The following is a 25,639-nucleotide window of genomic DNA, read 5'->3' as shown; positions in this document are numbered from 1 at the left end:
AAATTGCACCTATAAAAAGCTTCAAATCAAGATTTCTTTTCTTGAAATATCTTTTTGAAATTTTTTTTATACAAAACCCTTGATTACAAAGCATCTGATTATCTACTTTTCATACAACCAGATAATATTTTTCTTTTCGGGAATTTTTTCTCTATATTAAAAAAGAAGCTTTATTATTTTTTCGTTATGCTTCCCTCAATCAAAAATATACTTTTTCAGAATAATAAAAACCTCTTTAAAAATATCTGTTTTGTTATAGTAGATACTCATTTTCCCCCTATGTATTACCTTTAATATAAGTCATCCTCATTTTTTTATGTAAAAAAAGAGATAAAAGGTTTATTTTTCATCTCTTTTTTCACTGTACCTACAATTTTACGTATTCACCGTTTACCATTTGTCCTTTGTGAAGAGGAAACACACCTTCTTCTTTATTGTATACAATCGTTCCTCTATTAATGGTAGTTAAAATAACGCTATTAAATACCGTTCCTTCATATATACTGTGCTTATGTTTGAAAATCATTCCTTCTTTTGTCACTTTTTCAGTTTGATCCAGATCAACGATAACCAAATCCGCATCGGATCCCAGCAAGATGCTTCCTTTTTTAGGGTATAAACCGAATCGTTTAGCTGGATTCGTTGATACAAGCTTTGAAATGCGAGAAAGAGAAATCCCTCTATTGATGGCTCCCTCACTAATCATTGCTTGCAAAGAGTACTGACCGCCTGATATTCCGCCCCAAACTTTAAATAAATCATTCTGATGAGCTGTTTTTAACTCAATCGGACAAGGAGAATGATCCGAAGAAATCATATCTACTTCCTCTGATTGAATACAAGCCCATAATTTTTCTTTTTGACTCCTGCTGCGAAGAGGAGGTGCACACTTAGCCGTTACGCCAATTTCTTCAAAGTCTTCCTCTGTAAAAAGTAAATAATGCGGACAAGTTTCAAGCGTAACGTTCATTCCATTCTTCTTTGCTTCCGTAATAAGCTGCACTGCTTCAGAGCTGCTAATGTGTACAAAGTGAAGCGGACATCCCGTTTCTTCACCGTACTCAAGCGCTTGCTTTACTGCGTTTACTTCTGCTACAACCGGTCGCGTTTCTAAATAATCTTTAATAGCAGTTTGCTTTTGCTTCTGTTTAGCCTGTTCAAGCTTTTGTATTAAGTCATTTCTTTCAGCATGCAGGGCAAGCACTTTATTTAGTTTTGCAATCTCTTTCATTCCTTCATATAATGTGAGGTCATCTGAGAAATCAAATTCAGAACCGGCTTCTGACATAAATGCTTTAAAACCTATTACACCCGAATGAGCCATTTTGGCTAATTCTTCTTTATTACCAGGAACCAACCCTCCCCATAGACCATAATCTACTACTGACTTTTGATCAGCCAGCTTTTTCTTTTCCCACAGCGCTGCTTCTGTTACGGTAGGAGGAACGCCGTTTAAAGGCATATCAAAATATGTAGTGCAGCCTCCTGCGGCCATAGATGCTGAACCGTAGTCAAACCCTTCCCAATGGTCTCGGCTCGGTTCATCAAAATGCACGTGAATATCAATCATTCCAGGCAGAACATATTTGCCTTTAGCATCTACGTATTTTTTTGCTGGTATGCTAACACCTTGCGCTATTTCTGCAATCTTTCCTTTTTTAATCCCTATATCCGCTTTTACTATTTCGTCTTCTAATACGACCGAACCATCCCGAATAATTAAATCGTACATGTTATCAAACTCCCCTTTATTTAACTACTCCATTTTCTTATTAAACGAAGCAGTCTGCTATTGTTCTATCATGCATTGTTTCCTTCAAAAAGTCTTTATCCTTGTAAAGAAACCTGACACATAGACTGGTTATTACGCTAGTAAATCTAACTGAATTATCTGATTTTTACACTCGCTATTTTGTCTAAACTTTTCTTTTTTATTTGGTCACTTTCACTAACTAAAAAGAGATTGAGACATAAATAAATGAATGGACGAACAAATTGGATAAAGGGACAAGTATAGATCGCTTGTGACACTGCTGTTGATTTCCGTGCAAGCCTTTCGTTTCTGCGGGCTCTCACCTCCTATTTCGCTTTTCCCGCAGGAGTCTTCGCCTTGCCTACCAATCAACAGCTAGAAGCAACTATATACATGAAATCTACGTTCACCCTAAACATAAAAAAACCGAACAAGTTTGATTCCTCATCAAGAATCAAACTCGTTCGGATCTTCCTTCAACTAATTTTGTCACAGCCTCTTTTAACTCTTTTTCACTTTTTGTGACATTGGCAACCTTACTGTAAATGTACTTCCTTTTTCTTGTTCACTTTCTACGTCAATTTTCCCTTTATGTGTTTCTACGATCCATTTAGCGATTGCTAAGCCTAGCCCATGACCTCCCATTTGACGAGATCGCGATTTGTCAGCACGATAAAAGCGGTCAAAGATTCGATCCTTTTCATCTGGATGAATCCCAACGCCAGTATCACGTACTTTTAATATACATTCACTTCCATGCTGAACTACTTGAATGTTGACATTCCCATGAGGAGTCGTATATTTAATCGCATTATCTAACAAAATGTAAATCAGCTGAGTTAGACGCTCTTGATCTCCAGTTACCACTAATTTTTCCGGTGTATCCAGCTGCAAATCAATATGTTTAGAAACCGCTAGAGTTTCAACGGATTCCATTACCTTTTGCACCGCATCTGTAATATCAAAGGGCATCATTGCTTTTTCTACTTTATTAGAGTCTGAACGTGCAAGCGTAAGCAAATCACTGACGAGACTCGTCATGCGCTTCACTTCAGCTTTCATATTATTGATTAATTTTTTAGAAAAAGGATCTTCTGTTACTTCCTCCTGCATTTCTAAAGCATTGATAGAAGAAAGCATAACGCTAAGCGGCGTTCTTAACTCATGGGATGCATCCGCCACAAACTCTTTTTGCTTTTGAAAAGCTGTTTCAATTGGGACCATGGCCCGTTTTGACATTAAGCGGCTGATATAAATGGCTACTCCTACAAACAGTACGGTAAGGCTCAGCATAATAATAAGGAGCCACTTTAACAGCTGATAAAGAAATGAAACGTCTTTTCCAATATAAAGCATCCCTAAAAATTGACCCTTATAAAAAATAGGTTCACCCGCCATCATCAAATCAATATCTATTTTGCCTTCCCCGTTTTGCCCTTTTACTCCTTCAATATGTTCGAAACTAGGGCGCGGGGCTTTTATTCGTTCTTTCCTCACTTCATTTTCAATAGGGATCCAGCCATCAATTAAATTTAATAAGTTAGAGCGAAGCCGCTCGCTCGCTTCGTTTCCCATAATAAGGTCCCCTTCAGGACTGATTACGTAATAAAAAAATTGATCTTCACCGGCTACGACAATGTTTTTGTACTCTTCTTTTGACTGTTGATTCGAGCTGTTTATCGCTTGTTTAATTAAGATGCTTTGGACAATTCGGGACTCTTGCTTTAGCATGCTATTTAAGTTTTGTTGCTGACTGTTGGATACAACCACATATACCAATGCATAAACAATAAACACGAATAATAGCAAAAACAGCATTAGTAATGCGCTATATCGGAATGTTAAACGATTTTGCGTCTGGCTGAATAAATCTTGCTTTACTTTTTGTTTTACTTTCTGTTTTGCTCTTGTAAGGAGTTTAGCTTTCAATTTTGTAGCCTACTCCGCGAATGCTTTGAATAAGATCCTGTTTGTTAAATTTCTCTAGTTTTTTTCGCAAAAGTTTAACCGTCGCATCAATCGTTTTAATTGAAACATCTGATTCATATCCCCATACCCGGTCTAAAATAATATCTCGAGAAAGAACTTGTCCTTTGTTTTTCACTAAAAAATCTAGAAGTTGAAATTCACGAGGACTTAATTGAATAAACTCCTCGTCAAACTGTACGGTTTGACTTGCTCTTTTTAATATCATGCTGGCAATCTCTACTTCTTCTTCTAAAATCGGTGCATAATTACGACGAGACAAAGCACGAAGCCTTGCAAGCAGCTCGTCAATTTCAAATGGCTTAATAACGTAATCATCCGCTCCCGCATCTAAACCTTGTATACGATCTTGAACCGCATCTTTTGCTGTTAACATAAGAATAGCTCCGGCGTATCCTTCTTTTCTTAGACGTTTACATACATCGATTCCGTCTCCATTGGGCATCATCCAGTCAAGAATTAACACATCATAATGCGCTTCAGATGCATAATCATATGCATCATTCCCTTCCGTCACCCATTCGACGTTATAGCCTCCTTTTTTCTTTAGCATATAACTAACTAATTCACCTAGCTGCAAATCATCTTCTGCTAGCAGTACATTCATTCCGCGTAACTCCTTCCTTCGATACATGTCGCTGCATCCTTTTGTTTACTTTATTATACAAAAAGAATCAGCAGAAACAAGCTGCCTCTACTGATCTCTTTTCATTTTAAATTCCCTTAGCTATACTCAGCACGGGCGCAAACCGCTGTCCAGCAGTTTGCGTCTTTTGTACTCTTTATGAATGCCTAACGATTTGATTTGAATATGAAGGATTTGATCCATTAACAGTTTCTGTGACCTTTACAACACGCCGGCATATCTCAGCTCGTACACCTCTGTGCTTCAATTGCTCGACGATTTTTTCTAACTTACTATAAGACGCTGTTTGTTTCATATCCATCCCCTCATTTCGTTAAGGTATTATTTATGAATCAAGTTTGTTTGTAATATCATACTTTTTCTTTAGCTTTTGTAACCATGTTGGATACTCTGTTTGGTATTTTTGATCAAGCAGCGTTTGCTTGATTTTTGCTTTGCTATTTTCATATGTTGCTTTTTGCGCTTCTTTTTTGCCTGTTACTTTAATAATGTGATAACCGTATTCTGTTTTAACAGGATCACTTACTTCATTTACCTTCATTGAAAATGCTTTGTTGGCAAAAGCTTCGACCATATCACCTTTTTTGAAGTATCCAAGGTTTCCGCCATCTGATTTAGAAGCTGTATCTGTTGAATATTCTTTTGCTAGCTTCGCAAAATCTTCTCCTTTATCAAGCTTTGCCTTTACTTCTTTCGCTGTCTTTTCGTCTGCTACTAAGATGTGGCTAGCTTTCACCTGTGCTTCTGTAGCTAGTGAATCTTTATTTTGATCAAAGTACGATTTCATTTCACTATCTTTAATATTAATAGTCGACTCGACCATTTTTTTTGCCTCAATATTCGTCTTTAAATCTTTTTTCAGCTCTGACAATTTTACACCGCTAGATGCTAATGCTTGATTTAATGCATCTTCTCCCCCGTACTGACTTTTAAGCTTTTCTAATTCAGCATTAATTTCTTTATCGGTTACTTTAATATTTTGTTTAGCTGCTTCTTTTGAAATGACTTTTTGTTCAATCAGTGAGTCAAGGACACTTGATCCTCCTTGAGCAAGAAGAGCATCGTACAGCTGATCTTTTGTGATTTTTTCATCACCAACGGTAGCAACCACCTTTGATTTATTCATTGCTACGGCACCGATAGCTACTGCAGCAATAACCACAACGGCTGCAATAATCATAATTATTTTGTTTTTAGACATCGTTAAACTCCTTTTCCATTTCTCATTACTTACCTAAACTTAAACTTTTGCGCGTTGGTAACGGTTTAAGCTCAATTAAAGGTCTTGCAATAGTAGATACGTATTTACTCGACAACAACCACGCCACTCCACAAGCTCCAATTAGAAGAATACTGTATCCTTGTACACTTTCTATCCAGTCTCCAAAAGAAGATAGGCGTATATATTTAATCAGAAACCCATGTAGCACATATACATAAAAGGTTTGAGCACCTCGAGATGTAAAGGACATTGTTTGTGTAGGGATCAAAGCTAGAAAGGAAATCGTCATTGCTAAGCTGATGCTATAAAATAGCATACGAATGGTCATTCCCTCTAATTGATTTACACCTAAAGAGGCATAAGATTTTGAACCAAATAACCACTCTTTCTCAAAGTCCGGTGCTATATACTGGATCCATAGAGCAATAATCAGCAAAGTGCCTCCAGCTACTTTTTTGCAAGAAACCGACGTCAACTTTTTAAAATGTTCTTTTTTCATATAAAATCCTGCTAAGAAGAAGGGAAAGAACACAAAGGTTCTAGAAAGGCTTAACGTTGTTTCCAGCGGTTCGTATAAGCCAATCATAATCCCTAAAACTGCCGCAACGGCTAAAGGATATTTGATTTTTGTAAAAATGAACAACATGGCGTTCCAACAAAATAAACTCAATAAAAACCATAGCGACCAAGCTGGCTGAAACACTGAAACTTTGAATGTGGATTCATCATACAGTTTATAGTCGTATACCGCATAGATAAGTTGAAAAATAATATAAGGAAGTAATACTTTCTTCGCCATCTTCCACATATATCCTTTTTTTCGATATCCCTTTGCAAAATAGCCGCTTATTAAAATGAACGCTGGCATATGAAAGGTGTAAATAAATATGTAGAGCGTCCGTAGCCACTGTTCATCATTAATGAAGGGAGTTAACAAATGGCCAAATACTACTAATACAATTAAGATAAATTTTACGTTATCAAAATACGCATCCCGCTTAGCCATTTGATCTCCTCCTTTCTTTCGCCTTCTACGAATTTGTACGACGTGCTGCTGCGAATATCTTTTCTTTACATTCCTTACTATACATAGTGAAAATGAAAAAACAGTGAAAACCTTGCTTAGTTCTATTTTTAAATAAGGCGCGGCTAAATAAGTTTGACAAACGGCGCCTCTTTCTCTACTATATAGATACGCACCCTATCCAATTCAATTTCGCTTGTTGCGGGACACTTAACCAGTACGGATGGATAGGGTGTTTTTGTATGCAAAAAAAGCAGAAGACCTAGGTCTTCTGCTTTTTATTTTGCTATAGGCTGACTTTCGTTTTTTCTGTTTCCTTTTTTATTTTTCAAATAATAAAACAAGTAACAAAAAAGGACAAAGGGGATACCGCAGTATAATGCGATACGCTGACTCTCATCAAAAGCCAGTCCTACACAAGCAGCAAAGCATAAAACAAACGCTAAAATAGGTACAATAGGATATAAAGGAGCTTTGTAAACAAGCTTCGATACATCATTCCCTTCTTTAATACAGCGTCTTCTGAACATAAAGTGAGAAGCCGCAATAGCCATCCATACAGCTACAACCGCAAATCCAGAAATAGAAACTAATACTAAGTAAACAGTTGTTGGTGCAACTACGCTTGACAGCAAGGACAGACATGCCACTCCCATGCTGATAAGCAACGAATTAAATGGAACTCCTTTAGACGTTACTTTTCCTAACCAAGTGCTGACCATTTTTTGATCAGATAATGACCATAGCATTCTCGAACATGCATATAATCCTGCATTAGCGTTTGATAATAAAGCTGTTAAAATAACCAAGTTCATGATATCTGCTGCGTAAGGAATACCTATTTGATCGAATACCGTTACAAAAGGACTTTCTAACACTCCTGCTTGTTTCCATGAAATCAATCCAGATAGTACAAACATGGCGCCAATAAAAAAGAAGAACGTACGCCAAATGATATTTTTAATTGCGCGAGGTATGTTCTTTTCCGGATCCTCTGTTTCCCCAGCCGTAATACCAATTAATTCTGTTCCCGAAAAAGCAAAGCTAACAGAAACCATCGTAATTAATACAGGCATAAGTCCATTTGGAAATAAACCGCCCTCTCCTGTAAAGTGAGAAAGCATCGGCGCTTTTTCATGACCGCTAAGGGGAATGAATCCAAACATCGCTGCTGCGCCTAAAATAATAAATACAATAATGGTTAATACTTTAATACTTGAAAACCAAAATTCTGTTTCACCGAAAAAACGTACAGATGTTGCATTTAAACCAAATAATAAAAGGGCAAACAGCGCGCTCCATATCCAAACCGAAACGTCAGGAAACCATCTTTGCATAAGCAATCCAGACGCTGTAAACTCCGAACCGACAGACACCACCCAAGTCAGCCAGTAAAGCCAGCCAACCGCAAAACCAGTTCCCGGCCCGATAAACTTCGTAGCGTATACTTGAAATGATCCTGACACAGGCATTGCTACGCTTAGTTCTCCTAGACATATCATGACTAAATACATAATTAATCCACCGATTAAATAAGCAAGGAGTGTTCCCCCAGGACCTGCTGCATTAATTGTGTAGCCTGAATTAAGAAACAGCCCCGTACCGATAACACCGCCAAGAGAAATCATAAATAAATGACGGCTTTTCATTTTTCTTTGTAACTGATTCATAGATGTTGTATTCTCTCCCATTATGTACCTCCTTTTTATAGTAAACCCATCTAAAAACTTGGTTTATTTACATATTCTCTATAGTCTCTTCTCTGAAAAAGTAGGCTCTATTTCTTCGATATGTACAAATTTTGTATATTGTATACAATATACACTTCTTAAATCTTTTTTCGATTATATCATTTTTCAGATTTTTTACAACAATCAATAGTAAAAAATATTTCAATAATTCTATTTTTTATATTCTAACTAAGATTAGACGAAGTGATATGATATGATTATTTTTACACATGTACGTTCTTTCACGCTATTTTTATACTCTCTCATCACCATGACATGATGAGAAAGAACGGCTGATGCGATATTTATTTTAGGGGGAAACAATGAACAAGGGGCCTATGATTTATCATTCATTAAAAGATCATGTATATAACTACATAGCAAGTCAAATTCAAGACGGTACACTGCTGCCTAACGACAAAATAAATGAAGCCAGCATTTGTTCTCAGCTGAATGTCAGCCGAACGCCTGTGAGAGAAGCGCTTATTAAACTGGCATCAGACAACCTATTAGAATACAGACCGCGCAGAGGATTTACCGTAAAGGAAATTGATACACCAAAAAAACTAGAAGTATTTGAAATCGTCGGTGCTTTAGATGGTCTTGCAGCTTCCCTGTCGATTGATCACTTAACGGAAGACGATTTTACGAAGATGGATGAGCTTATTAAAAAAATTGATGTTTCGATTGAATTAGAAAATTATCAGGATTATCAAAAATACCAAACGTATTTTCATCGAGTATATTTGAACCGATGCGGTAATGTGACCTTAAAAGAACAGCTTATATCTTTACAAGACGGATTCATCAGACAAACGTACTTTAGCGATGACAATAAAGAGCTATACGCCATTTTACATGTGATGAATGAACATCACCGCCATATTCTAAAACTTCTGAAGCAGAAAAAAAAGGCGGATGTTCAGCTTTACCTTCAAAATGTCCACTGGAAAATCGAATATCCAGAAATGATTTGATCAAAAAGAGGTTAAGGCATAACTAAATCAATCCAGTCAACAGCTAGAAGCAACAAAATACATGAAACCTACGTTTATCATACCAATAAAAAAATCCGAACGAAGTTGATTCTCCATCAAGAATCTTAATTCATCGTTCGGATCTTCTTTTAACTAACATACTGTTGTCGCAGCCTCTTTTATTTTGCTATAGCAGAACGCTGTTTTTCCTCTTTTACGTACCAAATGAATTTCCCAGTATATCCGTAAATAATCGCCAAAATAATAGAGACAAAGCTGAGCCACATAAACGGCAGATAAGCGAATGTAGAAATCCCAAGCGTTGTAGCTAAAAATACACCGTTGTCCGTCCACGGAACCATCCCTGAAGTTAAGGTTCCCCCTACTTCTGAGTTACGGGCAAGCACTAGACGCTGTATTCTTAACTTGTCATAACTTTTCTCCATAATTTTCGGTGTTAAAATTAATGAAACATACATTGCACAACCAAATATATTCCCTAATAATCCAACGAAAATAGTAGAAGCCGTAACGTTTCCTGAATTGACAAGAATTTTTTCGAATTTAGATAGCAGGACTTCTAAGACACCGAGCTCATCTAATAACCCGCCAAAGCCTAGTCCAAAAATAATGACAATAATGGAACCGACCATGCTTAAAATTCCGCCACGATTTAACAGCTCACTTAAAAATGTGTTGTCGGTATTAATTTTAAATCCTTCATAAGCCGTATTAAATGCGCTCGCCACATCCATATGTTGAAAGACAACTGCCCATATAATTCCTAATAACGAGCCAATCGCAATTGATGGAAGAGAAGGTTTCTTTAATGCTAAAAGGACAATAACAGCCAAAGCCGGAATCAGCATCCACCCGCTGATATGGAATGTATCCAACAGCGAAGATTTTAATCCGTCTACCCGTCCGGCATCAAAATCTTTTCCTCCATACATAAATCCTGTTACCGTAAATAATACTGCCGTAATGACGTAAGCAGGAATATCCAACACTAACATTGCTTTTACATGATCAATAACGTTCACTCGAGCCATTGACGCAGATAAAATGGTACTGTCAGAAAGAGGAGAAAGCTTGTCTCCAAAATAAGCTCCTGAAATCACAGCTCCAGCTACTAAAGGAAGCGGCATGCCTAAGCCTTGTCCGATTCCCATCATCGCGATTCCGGCTGTACCAACCGTTCCCCAAGATGTTCCTGTTGAAATCGAGGTAATAGAGCAAATGATAAGTGTAGCAAGTAAAAAGAATGTTGGATTAATAAACTCTAGTCCAAAATAAATAAGAGAAGGAACAACTCCTCCGGCAATCCATGTTCCAATTAACGTACCGACGGCTAATAAAATTAAAATAGCTTCTAAGCCGTTTGATATTCCTCTTGTAATGGCTCCTTGCAGCTGATTATACGTATACCCAAGTCGTACTCCTAGCGCCATAACAATAAACCATGAAATAAATAAAGCGAGCTGAATAGGTAAATCCAAAACAGTTGCAAATGAAATAACAACTGCTAAAAATAAAGCAAGCACAATCATTATCTCCCACATAGATGGTAAACGGGTTGTGTTCAAACTAGCTCCTCCTAAACTGGTATGTAGATTCTGGAATGTGGTATCGTTTAAGAGTAAAACGTCCTTATTCTATTCTTTAATTGTTCCTCTTACTGCTTGAACCTATGTACTTCTTTGAATGCTTAAACAATAAACTGCATCTTTTTAAGAACATAAAATAAGGATACTCGTATAAACAATAAGCCATTTTTCTTTCATCCAGTGGTCATAATACCACAAGAGCGTGCTTTCTTACAAGACTAGTTATAAAGCGCTTTCTGATTTTTTATACATTTTAATGCATAAATATATTTTTATTTATTTCATTCAACGAAAAGAGGTAAGTAACGTGAAAGAATATGCAACATTTGCGGGAGGATGCTTTTGGTGCATGGTCGCTCCTTTTGATCAGCTTCCAGGAATCAGCAGTATCCGCTCAGGCTACGCTAAAGATAAACAAATCACTTCTGAAGCTAAACAGGAAAGCGAATACGTAGAAGCAGTACAAATTTTATGGGATCCTTCTTATATTACGTTTGAAGAACTGCTTAACCTGTATTGGCAGCAAATTGACCCTACGGATTCCGGAGGACAGTTTTCAGACCGCGGACCGTCATACCGAGCCATTATTTTTTATCACGACGAAAAACAAAAAGAAGCGGCTTTCGATTCTAAAAAAAATTTAGCCCAAAGCGGACGCTTTAAGCGTCCTATCGTCACACCTATTTTACCTTTTTCTTCTTTTTATGAAGCAGAAGAGCAGCAGCAGGATTATTATCGAAAAAACACATTTCACTATAAATTATACAAAGAAGGCTCGGGGCGAACTGATTTTTTGACACAGCATTGGCCAACGGACCGCTCCTATCTAAAAAAGGTTCTAACGCCCATGCAATATTTTGTTACGCAGGAAAACGGAACCGAACCTCCTTTTACAAATTTATATTGGAATAACAAAAAACAAGGAATTTACGTTGATCTTCTAACGGGAGAAGCACTGTTTAAAACGTCAGATCAACTCCCTTCCCATACAGGGTGGCCGGTTTTCAAACGCCCTATTTTATACGGAAATATAAAAAAAGTTCCGATGCAGCATGAAACAACACTAAAAAGCAAAGAAGGAAATAACTATTTGGGTTTACTATTAACCGAAGAAAACAGCGAATACTATCAAGTAAATTCCGCGGCTTTGCGCTTCATTCCAAAAGAGAAGCTTAAAGAAGAAGGGTATGAAGACTTTTTAATTTTGTTTTGATATTTATACTTTTTTAAAAGGATAAAAATAAGCCGTGACTTGATTGGCATAGTGCACAATTAAATCGCGATTGTCCGCCGGACGCAAAAAAGGCTGAGTAATAGAATCATCTCTTATTTCACACTCCCCTTTTTGCAGCTCCCAAGGATCATGATAAAGATCTCCTCTGTAGACATTTCCTTGATGAGTGGTAAATAAGCAGTAGCGCTCTGTAAGCCAATGAGCTAATTCTCCTTCTCTACTGCGATAGGACGGAGAAATACCTCTATATGTAAGCTTTACTCGCTCTTTTTGTGAGTCTCTGTGCGTTCGAACTGACTGAAAAGAAATATGGTTCTGAGTTTTGTTGAATGTCATAGCAGCGTGGTAATAAGGCAAATGAAAAAACTGACGAGCAATCCATACCCCTAGTGGATTGCTTGCGTCTAAACTAAAAAAATAAACGCCTTTTTCCCCTTTATATGTAACATATGTACGCACATTCAGCTCATATAGCCGTGAAAAGATAGGAACTGCGGGCGTTCCTTTAAATCGAATGTCTGTCATCGTAAAAGGCACAAGTGCAATCCATCCTTGACCATCATAGGTGTCAGGCTCTAACTGACTAGGCAATAAAGAAGCCAAAAATGCCGGATCTACAGGCCAATGAATAAACAGTAAATCTTTCCACGTTTGTTTCATTATCCAATTATTTTTCACTTCTTGGTCCCTCCTTTTTCTAGATGTTCTTTCCCATTAATTCAGCGGCTGCCGATTTCCCTGACAAATATGCGCTCTCTAACCGTGAGTGATTTGTTTCGTCTTCCCTTCTTAAAAAAGCATCTCCTGCCACCAGTAGCGACGGCATAATTTTAGCAAAGGGCTGATGAAGAACTTGTTCAGCCTCTGCATAGCGCCATTTCTTTAACTGAATGCTTTTAATATGATTTGCACCTATCCATTCTTTTATTTCATTTTTTATCGCCCGCAGCAGCTCATGTTCATGTTCATCAAAATGTTTTTCTGACCAGTCTTTATTCATATATATGCTAAGAACGGGCGTCTTTGATATTCCTTTTTGCTCATGATTAACGATTCTTTGGATTGTGCCAGAAGGATTCGTGATTTGACCATGATCACCATACAGCATCTCTGTGTAAAGCTCCACGATAGCAACCAAGCAAGGACTAAATTTCAGTGTATTAAGAATTGATTGGTCCGCTTGCAGCTTACTATTATTAAGTACCTCAACAACCTGAGGAGACGGAGCTGTAAGAATGATATCAGTCGCTTCAAAAATCTCATTTTCTTCTGTATACAGCTGATACCTTCCGTTTCGAAAATCAATAGCTTGAACTTTTCGATTCACGTATACGCGTAAATCTTCAGCTAAATATTTAGCTAGCGCATTCATCCCATTCATACTTTGATACCGAGGGTGATGGTCACCAAACCACTTCTTAACCTTTCTATCAGCTATCCATTTATTTACGTCTTGTTGAAATTCATCGGATCTCACTGTAAAAAATTGAGCTCCGTGATCTGCTTTTCCCTCTCCTACTCTTCGGGTAGCCATTCGTCCCCCTACACTTTTACCCTTATCAAGAAGAAAGACCTCTATTCCTTCTTTTTGTAATTCAGCCGCTGCTGTAAGGCCCGCCATTCCAGCACCTACTATTCCTACTCGTCTCATTTTTTCCTCCTTATTTAACGCATTTACTTACAGTATAAAAAAAGCGGAATGATTGAGCTAATTTAAACTGTCTTTTTCATTTAACTGCATTTCTGCTTGTCTCAAAAAAGTAGTCTACGATTCCTTTCAGCTGAGTATACTTGTTGTATGCAAATATATCTTTACCTGCTAGCACGTCTATAGATAGGAGGACTGTCATATGATGCTCTATGATATTAAGCACCAAGTATATTACGAAGTATTTAATACAGCTCGCCCTAAAATGAAGGACTCTCACCAAGGCCGAAGCTGGGGATATGTTTATAAAAATCTCAATGGACAACCTACAAAGTTTTGGATTGACTTTACGCATGGACGTTTTATGTATTTTCAAGTTGAAGACAAGTGGTATCGCGTGCAATATTTGCAGTCCAATGATAAGAAAAAAACAGCGGATGTCTTTAAAGGAGCTCTCATTGACTTGATTTTAGATGGAATGGATCTCAAGTTAGTACGAGGAAACTTTGAAAAGAGAAGACTCTTAGCTTTATAACACATAGAAAAACAGCCGTAAAAGCAGTCCTGCTTTTACGGCTGTTTAATTGTACGAGGAGTAATCAATATTTCAACCCTCCTATTTTTCGCTTGTCCCTCTGCTGTATTATTAGATGTCACCGGTTTGAACTCTCCAAATCCTTTTGCACTGAACATGCTTGGATTAAGCTTATCGTTTTTCAAGATAACTTTCATAAAGTTAACTGCTCTCATCACGCTTAACTCCCAGTTGGATTCAAAACCAGCGTTGCGAATAGGTACGTTATCAGTGTGACCGCTAATAATGATATTACGAGGAGGGTCAATCACCAAAAGCTCTGAAATATCATTGGCGATTTTTGTATCTTCACTTCGAACTTGTGCTCTTCCTGAATCAAACAATACATTGTCTCGAATGGAAATTAAGAGACCTTCATCAGTTAGCGAAGTCTGTAATTGATTTGTTAGGTTTTTCTTTTGAATATACGCATTAATTTTAGATTGAATTTGCTGAAGCTCTTCTTGATCAGCTTCTCGAATGGTTTGCTCCTTTTGTTCGCTCGTTAACGATTGTGAAGAAGCAGGAGACTGATTAGGAGCTGTCTCCACTTCATTTGTTTTTTCCGTACTTTTAGCTGCAGGGGTATTTGAAGGCTGAACCGCTTCTTCAGATTCCTCCAGAGATTGAAATTCCATCACACCCGTTCCTCCAACGAACGCTTCATTAAATGCGCGAGAAAGGTTCTTAAATTTCTGCGCATCCACTGAACTCATTGCAAACAATACAATGAATAAAGCAAGTAAAAGTGTAAGCAAATCTGAGTAAGGAAGCAGCCAGCTTTCGTCAACATGGTCCTCTTCATGCTTTCGTTTTCTGCGTCTACTCATTTATGCCCACTTCACTTTCTTGAAGAAGCTTTTTACGTTCCGCTGTTGGCAAATAAGAAGCCAGCTTTTGCTCTATTACTTTGGATGTTTCTCCTTCTAAAAGTGAAAGCACTCCTTCGATCATCATATACTTTACCTTTACTTCATGTTTCGATTTACGCTTTAGTTTATTTGCAAACGGATGCCATAGTACATACCCAGTAAAAATACCAAGAAGCGTAGCAACAAACGCCGCGCTGATCGCATGTCCTAGCGTATCTGTATCTTCCATGTTCCCAAGCGCAGCAATTAACCCTATAACAGCTCCAAGTACACCCAGAGTTGGAGCATATGTACCTGCTAAAGCGAAAATACTTGCACCCGTTTGATGTCTTTCTTCCATAGCATCAATTTCTTCAGACAACACGTCTCGTATATAATCCGCACTTTGACCATCAATAGCTAAATTCAAACCATTTTTTAAGAAAGGGTCATCTACATCAATAATTTGGGCTTCAAGTGATAGTAACCCTTCTTTTCGAACAACTTGTCCCCATTCAGAAAACATGGATACTAAATCAACGGGCTGCAGCATTTTTTGTTCTTTAAACAGGACACCAAACAGTTTTGGGACTCTTTTGATTTCATTTGAAGGAAATGCAATCACTACTGCTCCGACGGTTCCGACAATAATAATTAAAATAGCAGCGGGATTTCCTAACACAGATGGATTAACCCCTTTGAAAAACATACCTACAATAAGAGAGGCTATTCCTAAAATCAGTCCAATAAAAGATGTTTTATCCATATGTAATTCTCCTATCCTTAACTTCCTGTTCTTTCTTTTTGTGTATTTTATCCTCACCTTTTATTTCGACTATTTCATAGAATTTTTAAGCCTTTTATGAATCATATTTATAATTACAGCTTTTCTCTATTATAAAAACACTTTTTTCAACTTTTCATACAGAATATCTGAAGGTCCAGCTATAATCGCTACAATTTGATTTTCCACATAAATAGCAGCCGTCATCTTATTATCAATATCAGCTAAAATGGCAAATCCGACGTTAATGTTCAAGTTTATTCACCTCTGTCACGTTCTTGTTTATTCAACATATAAAAAGAACAGTCTTACCATTTATTTTTCCGTGTCTTATTGACATTTGTAAATTTTATATTAAGATTATGTAAATGAGTTGACAAAATGGAGGTGATATCATGCTACTAGAAAAATACTGTAAAGACACTGATTTATTGATTATCCAGTTTACAATCGAACTAACAAAAGACATTCACGCTAAAATCTCCGCACGTACTTTATTTTATGAAGAACAGGTGATACGTTATGCTGAAAAAAGAATACGTTCTTTCTTACATCCTCTTTCCCTTAAACATACGCTAAAATTTGTCTATCAATCTGAAATACTACAAACCATTCTATTCAAATTAAAACCAACTTTTGAGCAGCAGCATGTATTGCGCTGTATTTCATCTTAAAAAGGAGTTCCCTTTAGCGGAAACTCCTTTTTGATTTGATTCTACGATATAGACGATATGCTTTTCTGATAACGTTTAAAAGCGGGTACGGCAAGCGGATATGGTACTTATCAATAAACGGATAAAAGGTGTAATAAGCTTTTACAAGGTCTGTCCATTTTTTATCAATACCTTCTTTATAAAAGTCAGAGATATCCACCACATACCCTCTTCCATCTTTCATCATGACATTTTTACCATGCACATCATACGGGTTTAAACCCTGGCTTCTTGCATAGTCCAAAGCTGCGTTCACATCTTTTATGACTTGTTCTGGAATCTTTATTCCCCGCTGGACGGCATCATACAAGGTAACGCCTGTAAGTCTTTTTAAAATCAAATACGTCTTTCCCTCATGAAAAAGTTGAGAATAAGCTGGGTGAACGCCCAGCTGTCTATACACTTGCGCTTCTTTCTTTACACCATAAATTTCTCTTCCGTATACTTTCACGACAAATTCAGGATAATTTTCGTGCGTAAACACACCGGCATAGTTTCCTTTACCAATAAGTACCCACTCTTTTGTTTTGTTCGTAACTTCAACTGGATCATAGTCACTTTCACTTTGAATCGTAACTTGCGTTAGTAATGATGTTTCAACTAGCGACACTAACTGTTTAATTGTTTTATCCATAGTCCCCTCTAAAAATCCTTCAGTAATCTCTATCAAATATTACCCTATGATAAATCTCAATGCAGGATGTGTCAATAAATTGACAACCTGATATAAAGAGGGAAAGTATTCCCGTTCATTCAAGACTGCGCGTGAACTTTGTGAACATTCACCCTCAGTTCTTCTTTCATATTCAGCATTACGCCCGCCATCGGAGCAATAGATTCGGGCTCAGTCAGCTGAAATAAAAAGCGCTTTGTCATTTCTGACAGAAAAATGGTTACTATTTCAGTGATATAGTCCATGCCCCTTTCCGCTTGATGCTCAATCCCAAGCGGCATATACATATAGCTTGGGACATCAATGGACCCTCCTTTTTCAAAACGGTCAGGTAAAAATTCACTTGGCTCTAAAAAATAATCTTCATGGCGATGCATCATATAAGGGCTGATTAACATAATCTCCCCTTTTTTGATACTGTAGCCATCTATTTGTATATCTTCACGTGCTTGACGCCCAAATAGCCAAAGAGGCGGATACAACCTCATGCTTTCAGCAATTATTTTGCGCATATAGGTCAGATTTTTGGTTGAAAGTGATTCGCCGCTAGCATAGGCTTGAATTTCTTTATGCAGCTGAAGGTGCTCCCTAGTATTTTGAGACAGTAAATGAATAGACCAGCTGCATACGTGCGTAATCATTTCATACATCGAAAGGAATATAGAATTTAGCTGTTCATATATTTCTCTTTCATCGCTGTCTTCTCCGTAAGAATTCAATATATAATGCAGTAAATCATTTCCTTCGGTTTTGTTTTGAACACGCATTTGAACGCGTTCAAAAAGGAGTTGTTCTAGCTGCTCATCTGAGTCAAGCTGGTGCAAAGGTAGACGAATATAAATTTTGCCTAACTTTTCTTTTTTTCTCATAAGCGCTTGAACATAGTGAATTTTATCTTTCTCCTCAATCGAAATGCCAAATACAAGTTGAAGGAGTACAGCTACGACTATCTGTCTTATGTCTTTTACTATCGTTCGAAGCTGCCCTTCTTCCCACGTTTCCGTATGCTTTTCAATTATTTTTGCGATTGCTTCCTTATTATAAGTTAGATGTTGTTTTAGTTGTGAGGGTTGAATGGGGCTCATATATAATGCTTCATCTGTCCATAACATTTCTTCGCCTAGCAGCGTTTTAAACATATGCGTTAGTTTAATTTTTTGAAACGCCTTGCTGTTTGTAATGACTACATCTTTAATAAGTTGAGGGTCTCTCGTTACATAAAAGCGTTTGTGCGCAACTCTAAATGTTGCAATTTCTCCATACTGAGTCAAGTTTTCCAAAAAACCCAGTGGGTTCTCTCTAAACTTTTGCAGGTGACCGGTAAGCTTATACGACGAGGGGCCCTGTATAACCGGCAATGTTATCACTCCTTTTCTAAAAATGCGGGACTTAAACAAATAAAAGAGTAGTCCACTAAAGACTACTCTTTTTCACACAAAGATATGCTATTGATTTTCACAAAAATTCTCACTTATTATTCCATATTGATCCATACGCTTTTCACTTCAGTGTAGTTATCAAGCGCATAGCTTCCCATTTCACGACCAATTCCCGACTGTTTATAGCCTCCAAACGGGCTTGCTGCATCAAATACGTTGTAACAGTTCACCCAAACTGTACCTGCTTTAATACCATGAGCAATATAGTGTGCTTTCTTTAAATCCTGTGTCCAGACGCCCGCTGCTAGACCATATGCTGTATCATTTGCTTTGGCAATTAAATCATCGAGATCGTCAAACGGCATAGCAGCTACAACCGGACCAAAGATTTCTTCACGAGCAATCGTCATTGAATGATCGACATCTGCAAAGATAGTCGGTTCTACGAAATAGCCTTGATCAAATGGAATGTTTCCTCCTGCGAGTACTTCCGCTCCTTCTTCAATTCCTTTATCAATATAGGTTTTCACTCGTTTTTGCTGCTGCGCAGATACAAGCGGACCCATTGTCGTCTCATCTGCTAATCCATTTCCTTGTTTAATAGATTTCGTTTGAGAAACTAAATCAGCTACGACATTATCATATAAGCTTTTTTGGACATACAGACGACTTCCAGCACAACATACTTGTCCTTGATTAAACATAATACCTGAAAGCGCACCAGGAACTGCTTTTGTTAAGTCTGCATCCGGGAGGATAATGTTTGGTGATTTACCTCCAAGCTCTAACGTCACACGTTTTAAGGAGTCGCTAGCTTGCTTCATAATTGCTTTTCCGACAGCAGTAGATCCTGTAAAAGCAATTTTATCGACAAGATCATGATGAACGAGCGGTTCACCTGCTGTTTTCCCGTAGCCTGGCACAATGTTTAGCACGCCTTTTGGGAACCCTGCTTCATCGGCTAGTCGAGCCAAGTAAAGTGCAGAAAGCGGCGTTTGCTCTGCTGGTTTAAGCACAATTGTACATCCAGTTGCCAAAGCAGCTCCGAGCTTCCAAGCGGCCATTAAAAGCGGGAAGTTCCACGGAATAATTTGGCCAACAACTCCTACTGGTTCATATCTTGTATAGTTAAAATACGCTCCTTGCACAGGAATAGTTTGTCCAACCATTTTAGTTGACCATCCAGCAAAGTAGCGGAAATGTTCAATTGCTAATGGAATGTCTGCATTTGATGTTTCACGAATTGGTTTTCCGTTATCAAGCGTTTCAAGCTGCGCAAGCTCCAATTGATGTGTTTCCATTAAATCAGCTAATTTATAAATAAGCCGACTTCTTTCAGCTGCTGACATCTTTGTCCAAGGTCCATGATCAAAGGCTTCTCTAGCCGCTCTGACGGCACGATCAATATCCTCTGGATTTGCTTCAGCTACATCTGCCAACTTTTCACCCGTTGCTGGGTTTACTGTTTCAAACGTTTTTCCTGAAACAGAGTCTACCCATTCGCCGTTAATGTATAGCTGTTTAACTCCTTTTAAAAACTCCACTACTTTCGGACTCATTTCAACTTTTTTCGCTCCAAGATTTTGCATCAAATACATACCTCCCCACGAATTTTGAAAACGCTAACAATGAATATTTTACCATGTTATCTAGTAAAATCAACAATTTCGCATACAATATTCTGAATTTTTCTACATGTATTCTAGTTATCTAAAATTTATCTTACTAGCACAAATGTCGAAAGAGGCGAAACGTTTACTGTATTTCCTTTCACCGTACGGAGCGTTTTTGTTCCTGCCTGCTCGCCGTCAACAAGTAATCTCCACGTTCTGTTAGAAGGCAGATGAACCGTTTGAGCTTGTTTATTTGCATTATGAATCACCATTATTTCGTTTGCTTTATCTTTATTGGCTTTAGCATTTAACGTATAACCTACTACGTTTGCTGGTGCATCAACAAAGCGTAAATTTTGATGAATAGCCTGTGCACTCGTCATTCTAAATGAGGAATATTGCTTTCGAAGCGCAATAAGTCCCTTCATATAATCTACTTCTTGGCTGAAAGCTGCTCGGCGCTTCCAATCTAGCTGATTGACAGAATCGGGTGACTGATAGCTATTATGATCTCCGCCTTTTGTTCTCATAAACTCTTGACCTGCATGTATAAAGTTCATTCCTTGAGATGTTAAAATAATAGAAGAAGCAAGCTTATGCATTTGCTTTTTCGTTTGCTCGGTGTCAGCAGGGTTCGTCAGCTGAAGCTTATCCCATAACGTATGGTTATCGTGAGCTTCTACATACGTCACAACTTGATCCGGGTCTTCATACGTGGCAGTGGAATGATCATAATCTATTCCAGCTGCTATACTTTGCTGTATGAGCTTTTCTTGCCCCTGTTTTCCATTAACAAATCCGTTGTCATGATCAAAAAACACGCTGCCTTTAAGACCATCTCGCATACCGTCATTAAAATGAGCGATGCGCTTCATATCCTGAGCGTTTTTCTGATTAGCTTTTAGCTTAGCATCAAGCTCGGTTCCTAGATCCCAGCCCTCTCCTAAGACGATAATGGAAGGGTCAATTTCATCTAACTTCTTTCTCACTTCATTCATTGTCTTTGTATCGTGAATCCCCATTAAATCAAATCGAAACCCATCAATGTGGTACTCTTTTGCCCAATACGCAATAGACTCTACAATAAACTTCCGAACCATCTTCCGTTCAGACGCCGTGTCGTTTCCAACACCTGTTCCGTTGGATAAAGTTCCATCTTCTTTATAACGGAAGTAGTAGCCTGGAACTAATTTATCAAAGCTATGCTCACTCACTGCATACACATGATTATAAACCACGTCCATTACCATACGAAGCTGCTTATCATGAAGCGTTTGAATCATTTGTTTAAGCTCAATGATTCTCGTCTTAGGGTTATATGGGTTTGTTGAATAGGAACCTTCTGGGACGTTGTAATTTTTCGGATCATATCCCCAGTTAAACTGCGGCTCGTTTAATTTCGTTTCATCCACCGTACGATAATCGTAAATAGGCAGGAACTGAACGTGCGTCACACCTAAATCTTTAATATGACTGAGTCCTGTTTTTACTCCATTTGGTCCTTTCGTATTCCACTCCGCTACGCCTAAATATTTTCCTTTATTTTTGATACCACTCTCTTTTTGAGACGATAAATCTCGTACGTGCAGTTCATAGATAATCGCATCTTCTGGATTTTTAAATTTCGGCTTATTTGCACTCCACTTTCTCGGATTTGTCTTAGCCAAATCTACGACAACTCCGCGATCTCCATTCACCGTTGTTGCTCGTACATATGGATCAACCGCTTCGCTCCAGCTGTTCCCAATTTTCACTTTGTACGTATAAATTAGTTCATCATGATTTCCTTTTAACTCCGCTTTCCACGTTCCTTTTTCACTTTTGATCATAGAAATTTCTTTTACAGCTTTGGAGTTCCATGATGAATAAGTCACTAGCTTTGCTTCGCTTGCGGTTGGAGCCCATACGCGAAAATTTGTTTGTTTCTTAGAATACGTGTTTCCTAAATCGTTTCCGCTATATGCATACTTTTCGTCAAATTCTTTCGTGCGAACGACATTTCCATTGACTACATCAGCTGAGCCGTAGCCTTTTTGCTTCACTTTATACGTTTTTGTAACGTCCAAAGGCTGTTTTGTTATGATTTTAACTTTAGTAGTAGCAGCGTCTTCTCCCTCTTTATAAGGTATCACTTTCTCAATTTGAGCTCCGTCAATTTCAATGTCTCCTAAACTCTTAGAAAAGTCAAACGGCACGTTTGTTTCTAAGGTGATTTGATTAAATGTATCCATAGTCGCTTTCGTGATTTTCCGAGTGATATCTACTCCAGCTCTATCATAATAAATTCGATTTTGTCCTTGAACAATCCATACTTCTACATTCCCATCTTTACCAACCTTGGTAATAAAGCGCTCTCCTCCGTCTTTATTTTCCCAATCGCTGTCACTAGTAGAATGGCGTACAATAAAACCAATTTTGTCAAATAAATTACCACTTCCACTGTTAATGACGTAGGTCGCCCTCTTCCCAAAATTCGTGTCTTCCGTAAATTCGATTTGCTTCCCTTCTTTTTCATCACCTGGCCATGTCCAAATGTTCCACCCGCTGTAATCTCCGTCGTACCGATGATAATTTAAGGTAACGTTTACTTTATCAAACTTCGGTAAATCTCGGTATTCACCGTCAGGAGGAGACGTATATGTATGTTCATCTCCACTTTTCACCCATACTTCTCCTTCACCGTTCTCCACCGAAACGAAGCGGTCTCCTCCATCTTTTTCCCACGATTCTGTTCGAACAATAAAACCTACTTTGTCATAAATACCGGGTAATTCAACTTCCGCTACTTTTCCAAATTGATCTTCCTCTGTAAATACGTAAGGCTTCCCTTCTCCTCCTTCAGGAAAAACCCATAATCCCCATTCCTTTGTATCATTTGGAGCAGGCTGATAGTGAATCGTGATTTTAGTTGAGTCTGCTGCAGATGCAAACGATTGCATAAATGGGCTAAAAAAAGAGCTTACTAGTAAGATTAAAGCCATCAGTACCATTGCATATTTAGTCCAACTACATTTCAATGAAAACCCTCCCGTAAAATAAAGTACGTACACATTTTTCACTATAACCTTTTTTGAAAGCGTTATCATAAGTATTTTTTCCTATTTTATGTCGATAAAGAAAAAAAATCCATAGTTAACAATGTTAACTATGGATGACGTATCTCTTTTACACTTCTGCTGTTTCAGGTGAGATAGTTTGATCGTTATATACGTTTGTATCTAGCTCTTTTGTTAATTTACTAGTGACGACTCCGGCTGTCATGCTTCCACTTACATTAAGCGCCGTACGCCCCATATCAATCAATGGCTCTACTGAAATTAATAAGCCTGCTAGCGCTACGGGCAAATTCATAGAAGATAATACAAGTAAAGCCGCAAATGTCGCTCCTCCGCCAACGCCTGCTACGCCAAACGAACTAATTGCTACAATGGCAATCAACGTGAAAATAAATGAAGGCGTTAAGGGATCAATACCTACCGTTGGTGCAATCATAACGGCTAACATAGCTGGATATATTCCAGCGCATCCGTTTTGACCAATTGTAAGACCAAATGAACCTGCGAAATTCGCAATTCCTTCTGGAACCCCTAACTGTCTTGTTTGTGTATTAACATTCAAAGGTAATGCTCCAGCACTTGTACGGGAGGTAAAAGCAAAAGCCAATACAGGAAATACTTTCTTAACATATGTGATCGGATTTACACCGATGATTGTTAGAATAACTAAATGAACAATAAACATAGCTGCCAATGCGACATAGGATGCTACAACAAATTTTCCAAGTTTAACAATTGCATCAATATCACTCGTTGCTACTGTTTTGGTCATAATTGCGAGTACTCCATAAGGAGTTAACCGAAGAATTAGCGTCACTACACGCATTACAATTGCATAAAGCGTATCAATAATTTTTGAAAATAACGCCGCTTCCTCAGCCTTTTTACGCTTCACGCCTAAATACGCAATTCCAACAAATGCCGCAAAGATGACAACTCCAATCGTGGAAGTTGAACGTGCGCCTGTTAAATCAAGAAACGGGTTAGCAGGTAATAATTCTACTACTTGCTGCGGGATTGTTTTTGCTTCTAAACTAGATAAATTATTTTCTAAGTCCTCTCCGCGCTGAAGTTCCGCTTCCCCTTTTGTAATTTGGACAGATTCTAAATTAAAGCTCGTTGTTGTAAAAATACCAATTGCAGCTGCTATCGCTGTTGTGACAAGCAAAATTCCAATAATTAAACTACTAATCTTTCCAATATTGCTCGTCAGTTTTAAGCGAGTGAATGCCGCTACAATCGATACAAATACAAGCGGCATAACAATCATTTGCAGAAACTTAACATATCCGCTTCCTACAATGCTAAACCAATCGGCGGTCGTCATCGTTACTTCATGAGTCGGACCATACACCCACTGAAGAGCAAAGCCAAAAATAATCCCTAGTCCAAGCGCTGTAAACACACGCTTTGAAAATGATACATGCTTTTTCTGCATCATAAACAGCCCCGCAAGCAATGCGAGCATAATGAGGATGTTTATGATGACTAATAAGTTATTCATAGATGTTCCCCCTGTAATTTTTTCCATAAATCATGTCTCTATTACTTATAATATAACAATACCAATAAGTCAACTAGGTTTTATGTTTTTTCCTGAAGACAGTTTTTTTGAATAATTTTGACAAAACAAAAAAGCTAAGGATTTTCCTTAGCTTTCTATTTTACGCTTGTATGTACTTCAGTGGTCTTTTGCCCAGTTACCAGAGATGGTCTTTCTTTCATTACACCGGATGTACTACAATTCATATATAGGATTACATTTCATATAATTCATTTAGCCATTTTACAAACAAATGTCTGGGTAATTCTAGTTCGTGAAGCTCGACATATTGAATATCAGATAGCGTCGTCCCTCTAGCCATATAAAAGTACCACTGCCAGCCAATATCTTTAGCAATGGCATAGGATTTAGCTAGATCTTGTCTATTATCTGTCTGCTGCATATCATTCATCCACTGCGTTTCATCCGCTTCATACTCATAATAATGGAGAGTATATTTATCACACCAATACGTAAGGTCCTGATGGGAAAACGGATTTTCTCCGTCACATACTTGAAGCAATAGCATTCTTAAATTTTCCGGTGTATACGGTAATATAATTTTTTGATCTGCACGTCTCATTTTGCTACCTTCCTGACATGTTCGTTTCTTTTATTACATCATG

The 25,639-nt window shown here is 37.9% G+C and carries 22 protein-coding genes; 4 read left to right on the top strand and 18 right to left on the bottom strand.

The window, feature by feature from the left end:
• Window positions 1–367: 367 nt before the first annotated feature.
• The 6 genes from ACFX4G_RS05555 to ACFX4G_RS05530 all read right to left on the bottom strand — a co-directional run bounded on the left by ACFX4G_RS05555 (window position 368) and on the right by ACFX4G_RS05530 (window position 8,322).
• A complete protein-coding gene (locus ACFX4G_RS05555) occupies window positions 368–1,732 on the bottom strand; it encodes an allantoinase (RefSeq protein WP_377573217.1) in 1,365 nt (454 codons plus the stop codon).
• A 522-nt stretch (window positions 1,733–2,254) separates the two neighbouring features.
• Window positions 2,255–3,682 (bottom strand): sensor histidine kinase, encoded by a 1,428-nt coding sequence (locus ACFX4G_RS05550; protein WP_043982080.1) that lies wholly within the window; start codon window positions 3,680–3,682, stop codon window positions 2,255–2,257.
• The gene (locus ACFX4G_RS05545) at window positions 3,672–4,346 is read right to left on the bottom strand and encodes a response regulator transcription factor (RefSeq protein ID WP_013056756.1); all 675 of its coding nucleotides are present in this window, start codon (window positions 4,344–4,346) and stop codon (window positions 3,672–3,674) included. Before ACFX4G_RS05545 ends, ACFX4G_RS05550 begins: the two co-directional genes overlap by 11 nt.
• A 364-nt stretch (window positions 4,347–4,710) precedes the next feature.
• Window positions 4,711–5,586 carry a peptidylprolyl isomerase gene (locus tag ACFX4G_RS05540; protein ID WP_043982079.1) on the bottom strand — a complete coding sequence of 292 codons (876 nt, stop codon included), beginning with the start codon at window positions 5,584–5,586 and terminating at the stop codon, window positions 4,711–4,713.
• Between the two features lie 25 nt (window positions 5,587–5,611).
• The gene (locus ACFX4G_RS05535; RefSeq protein ID WP_043982078.1) at window positions 5,612–6,613 is read right to left on the bottom strand and encodes an acyltransferase family protein; all 1,002 of its coding nucleotides are present in this window, start codon (window positions 6,611–6,613) and stop codon (window positions 5,612–5,614) included.
• Window positions 6,614–6,909: 296 nt separating this feature from the next.
• Window positions 6,910–8,322: an amino acid permease gene (locus ACFX4G_RS05530; RefSeq protein ID WP_377573214.1), complete on the bottom strand. Its 1,413-nt coding sequence runs from the start codon at window positions 8,320–8,322 to the stop codon at window positions 6,910–6,912.
• Window positions 8,323–8,684: 362 nt separating this feature from the next.
• On the opposite strand from ACFX4G_RS05530, the gene ACFX4G_RS05525 reads away from it, so the two are divergent.
• Window positions 8,685–9,338, top strand: a complete 654-nt coding sequence (locus ACFX4G_RS05525) for a GntR family transcriptional regulator (protein ID WP_034275912.1) — start codon at window positions 8,685–8,687, stop codon at window positions 9,336–9,338.
• Window positions 9,339–9,517: 179 nt separating this feature from the next.
• Here ACFX4G_RS05525 and nhaC read toward each other — a convergent pair whose 3' ends face one another.
• Window positions 9,518–10,924, bottom strand: a complete 1,407-nt coding sequence (nhaC, locus tag ACFX4G_RS05520; RefSeq protein ID WP_043982077.1) for a Na+/H+ antiporter NhaC — start codon at window positions 10,922–10,924, stop codon at window positions 9,518–9,520.
• 277 nt (window positions 10,925–11,201) lie between these two features.
• Between nhaC and msrA the strand changes: the two genes are divergently transcribed.
• Complete coding sequence (gene msrA, locus ACFX4G_RS05515; protein ID WP_377573211.1) at window positions 11,202–12,158, top strand: peptide-methionine (S)-S-oxide reductase MsrA; 957 nt, start codon at window positions 11,202–11,204, stop codon at window positions 12,156–12,158.
• Window positions 12,159–12,161: 3 nt separating this feature from the next.
• On the opposite strand, the gene ACFX4G_RS05510 is transcribed toward msrA, so the two are convergent.
• Window positions 12,162–12,857, bottom strand: coding sequence for a YqjF family protein (locus ACFX4G_RS05510; protein WP_230183961.1), 696 nt, complete (start codon window positions 12,855–12,857; stop codon window positions 12,162–12,164).
• Between the two features lie 19 nt (window positions 12,858–12,876).
• Window positions 12,877–13,830 carry an NAD(P)/FAD-dependent oxidoreductase gene (locus ACFX4G_RS05505; protein WP_377573208.1) on the bottom strand — a complete coding sequence of 318 codons (954 nt, stop codon included), beginning with the start codon at window positions 13,828–13,830 and terminating at the stop codon, window positions 12,877–12,879.
• Window positions 13,831–14,029: 199 nt separating this feature from the next.
• Here ACFX4G_RS05505 and ACFX4G_RS05500 point away from each other — a divergent pair, with 199 nt between their 5' ends.
• On the top strand, window positions 14,030–14,362 hold the full coding sequence (locus tag ACFX4G_RS05500; RefSeq protein WP_377573205.1) for a hypothetical protein: 333 nt from the start codon (window positions 14,030–14,032) through the stop codon (window positions 14,360–14,362).
• A gap of 35 nt (window positions 14,363–14,397) precedes the next feature.
• Here the strand turns inward: ACFX4G_RS05500 and ACFX4G_RS05495 are convergent, their stop codons facing one another.
• The 3 genes from ACFX4G_RS05495 to ACFX4G_RS05485 form a co-directional block, all read right to left on the bottom strand.
• On the bottom strand, window positions 14,398–15,231 hold the full coding sequence (locus ACFX4G_RS05495; RefSeq protein ID WP_028408764.1) for a flagellar motor protein MotB: 834 nt from the start codon (window positions 15,229–15,231) through the stop codon (window positions 14,398–14,400).
• Complete coding sequence (motA, locus tag ACFX4G_RS05490) at window positions 15,224–16,018, bottom strand: flagellar motor stator protein MotA (RefSeq protein ID WP_377573202.1); 795 nt, start codon at window positions 16,016–16,018, stop codon at window positions 15,224–15,226. Before motA ends, ACFX4G_RS05495 begins: the two co-directional genes overlap by 8 nt.
• Window positions 16,019–16,147: 129 nt before the next feature.
• Window positions 16,148–16,291, bottom strand: a complete 144-nt coding sequence (locus ACFX4G_RS05485) for a hypothetical protein (RefSeq protein ID WP_014460421.1) — start codon at window positions 16,289–16,291, stop codon at window positions 16,148–16,150.
• A 140-nt stretch (window positions 16,292–16,431) separates the two neighbouring features.
• On the opposite strand from ACFX4G_RS05485, the gene ACFX4G_RS05480 reads away from it, so the two are divergent.
• The gene (locus ACFX4G_RS05480; protein ID WP_013082883.1) at window positions 16,432–16,710 is read left to right on the top strand and encodes a hypothetical protein; all 279 of its coding nucleotides are present in this window, start codon (window positions 16,432–16,434) and stop codon (window positions 16,708–16,710) included.
• 13 nt (window positions 16,711–16,723) lie between these two features.
• Here ACFX4G_RS05480 and ACFX4G_RS05475 read toward each other — a convergent pair whose 3' ends face one another.
• The 6 genes from ACFX4G_RS05475 to ACFX4G_RS05450 form a co-directional block, all read right to left on the bottom strand.
• Window positions 16,724–17,383 carry a serine/threonine-protein kinase gene (locus tag ACFX4G_RS05475; protein ID WP_097823613.1) on the bottom strand — a complete coding sequence of 220 codons (660 nt, stop codon included), beginning with the start codon at window positions 17,381–17,383 and terminating at the stop codon, window positions 16,724–16,726.
• A gap of 119 nt (window positions 17,384–17,502) precedes the next feature.
• Window positions 17,503–18,789, bottom strand: a complete 1,287-nt coding sequence (locus ACFX4G_RS05470) for a cytochrome P450 (RefSeq protein ID WP_377573806.1) — start codon at window positions 18,787–18,789, stop codon at window positions 17,503–17,505.
• A 107-nt stretch (window positions 18,790–18,896) separates the two neighbouring features.
• Entirely contained in the window at window positions 18,897–20,390 is a 1,494-nt protein-coding gene (locus ACFX4G_RS05465; RefSeq protein WP_013082880.1) for an aldehyde dehydrogenase family protein, read from the bottom strand.
• Window positions 20,391–20,518: 128 nt separating this feature from the next.
• The gene (pulA, locus tag ACFX4G_RS05460) at window positions 20,519–23,500 is read right to left on the bottom strand and encodes a type I pullulanase (RefSeq protein ID WP_377573197.1); all 2,982 of its coding nucleotides are present in this window, start codon (window positions 23,498–23,500) and stop codon (window positions 20,519–20,521) included.
• A 79-nt stretch (window positions 23,501–23,579) separates the two neighbouring features.
• Window positions 23,580–24,974 (bottom strand): L-cystine transporter, encoded by a 1,395-nt coding sequence (locus tag ACFX4G_RS05455; RefSeq protein ID WP_097823615.1) that lies wholly within the window; start codon window positions 24,972–24,974, stop codon window positions 23,580–23,582.
• A 253-nt stretch (window positions 24,975–25,227) separates the two neighbouring features.
• On the bottom strand, window positions 25,228–25,596 hold the full coding sequence (locus ACFX4G_RS05450) for a hypothetical protein (protein ID WP_013082877.1): 369 nt from the start codon (window positions 25,594–25,596) through the stop codon (window positions 25,228–25,230).
• Window positions 25,597–25,639 lie beyond the last annotated feature (43 nt).

Source organism: Priestia sp. YIM B13486, from assembly GCF_042787865.1.
In the GTDB taxonomy this organism is placed as follows: Bacteria; Bacillota; Bacilli; order Bacillales; family Bacillaceae_H; genus Priestia; species Priestia megaterium.
The sequence above is the reverse complement of the archived record's forward strand: the minus strand, read 5'-3'. Positions and strand labels throughout refer to the sequence as shown.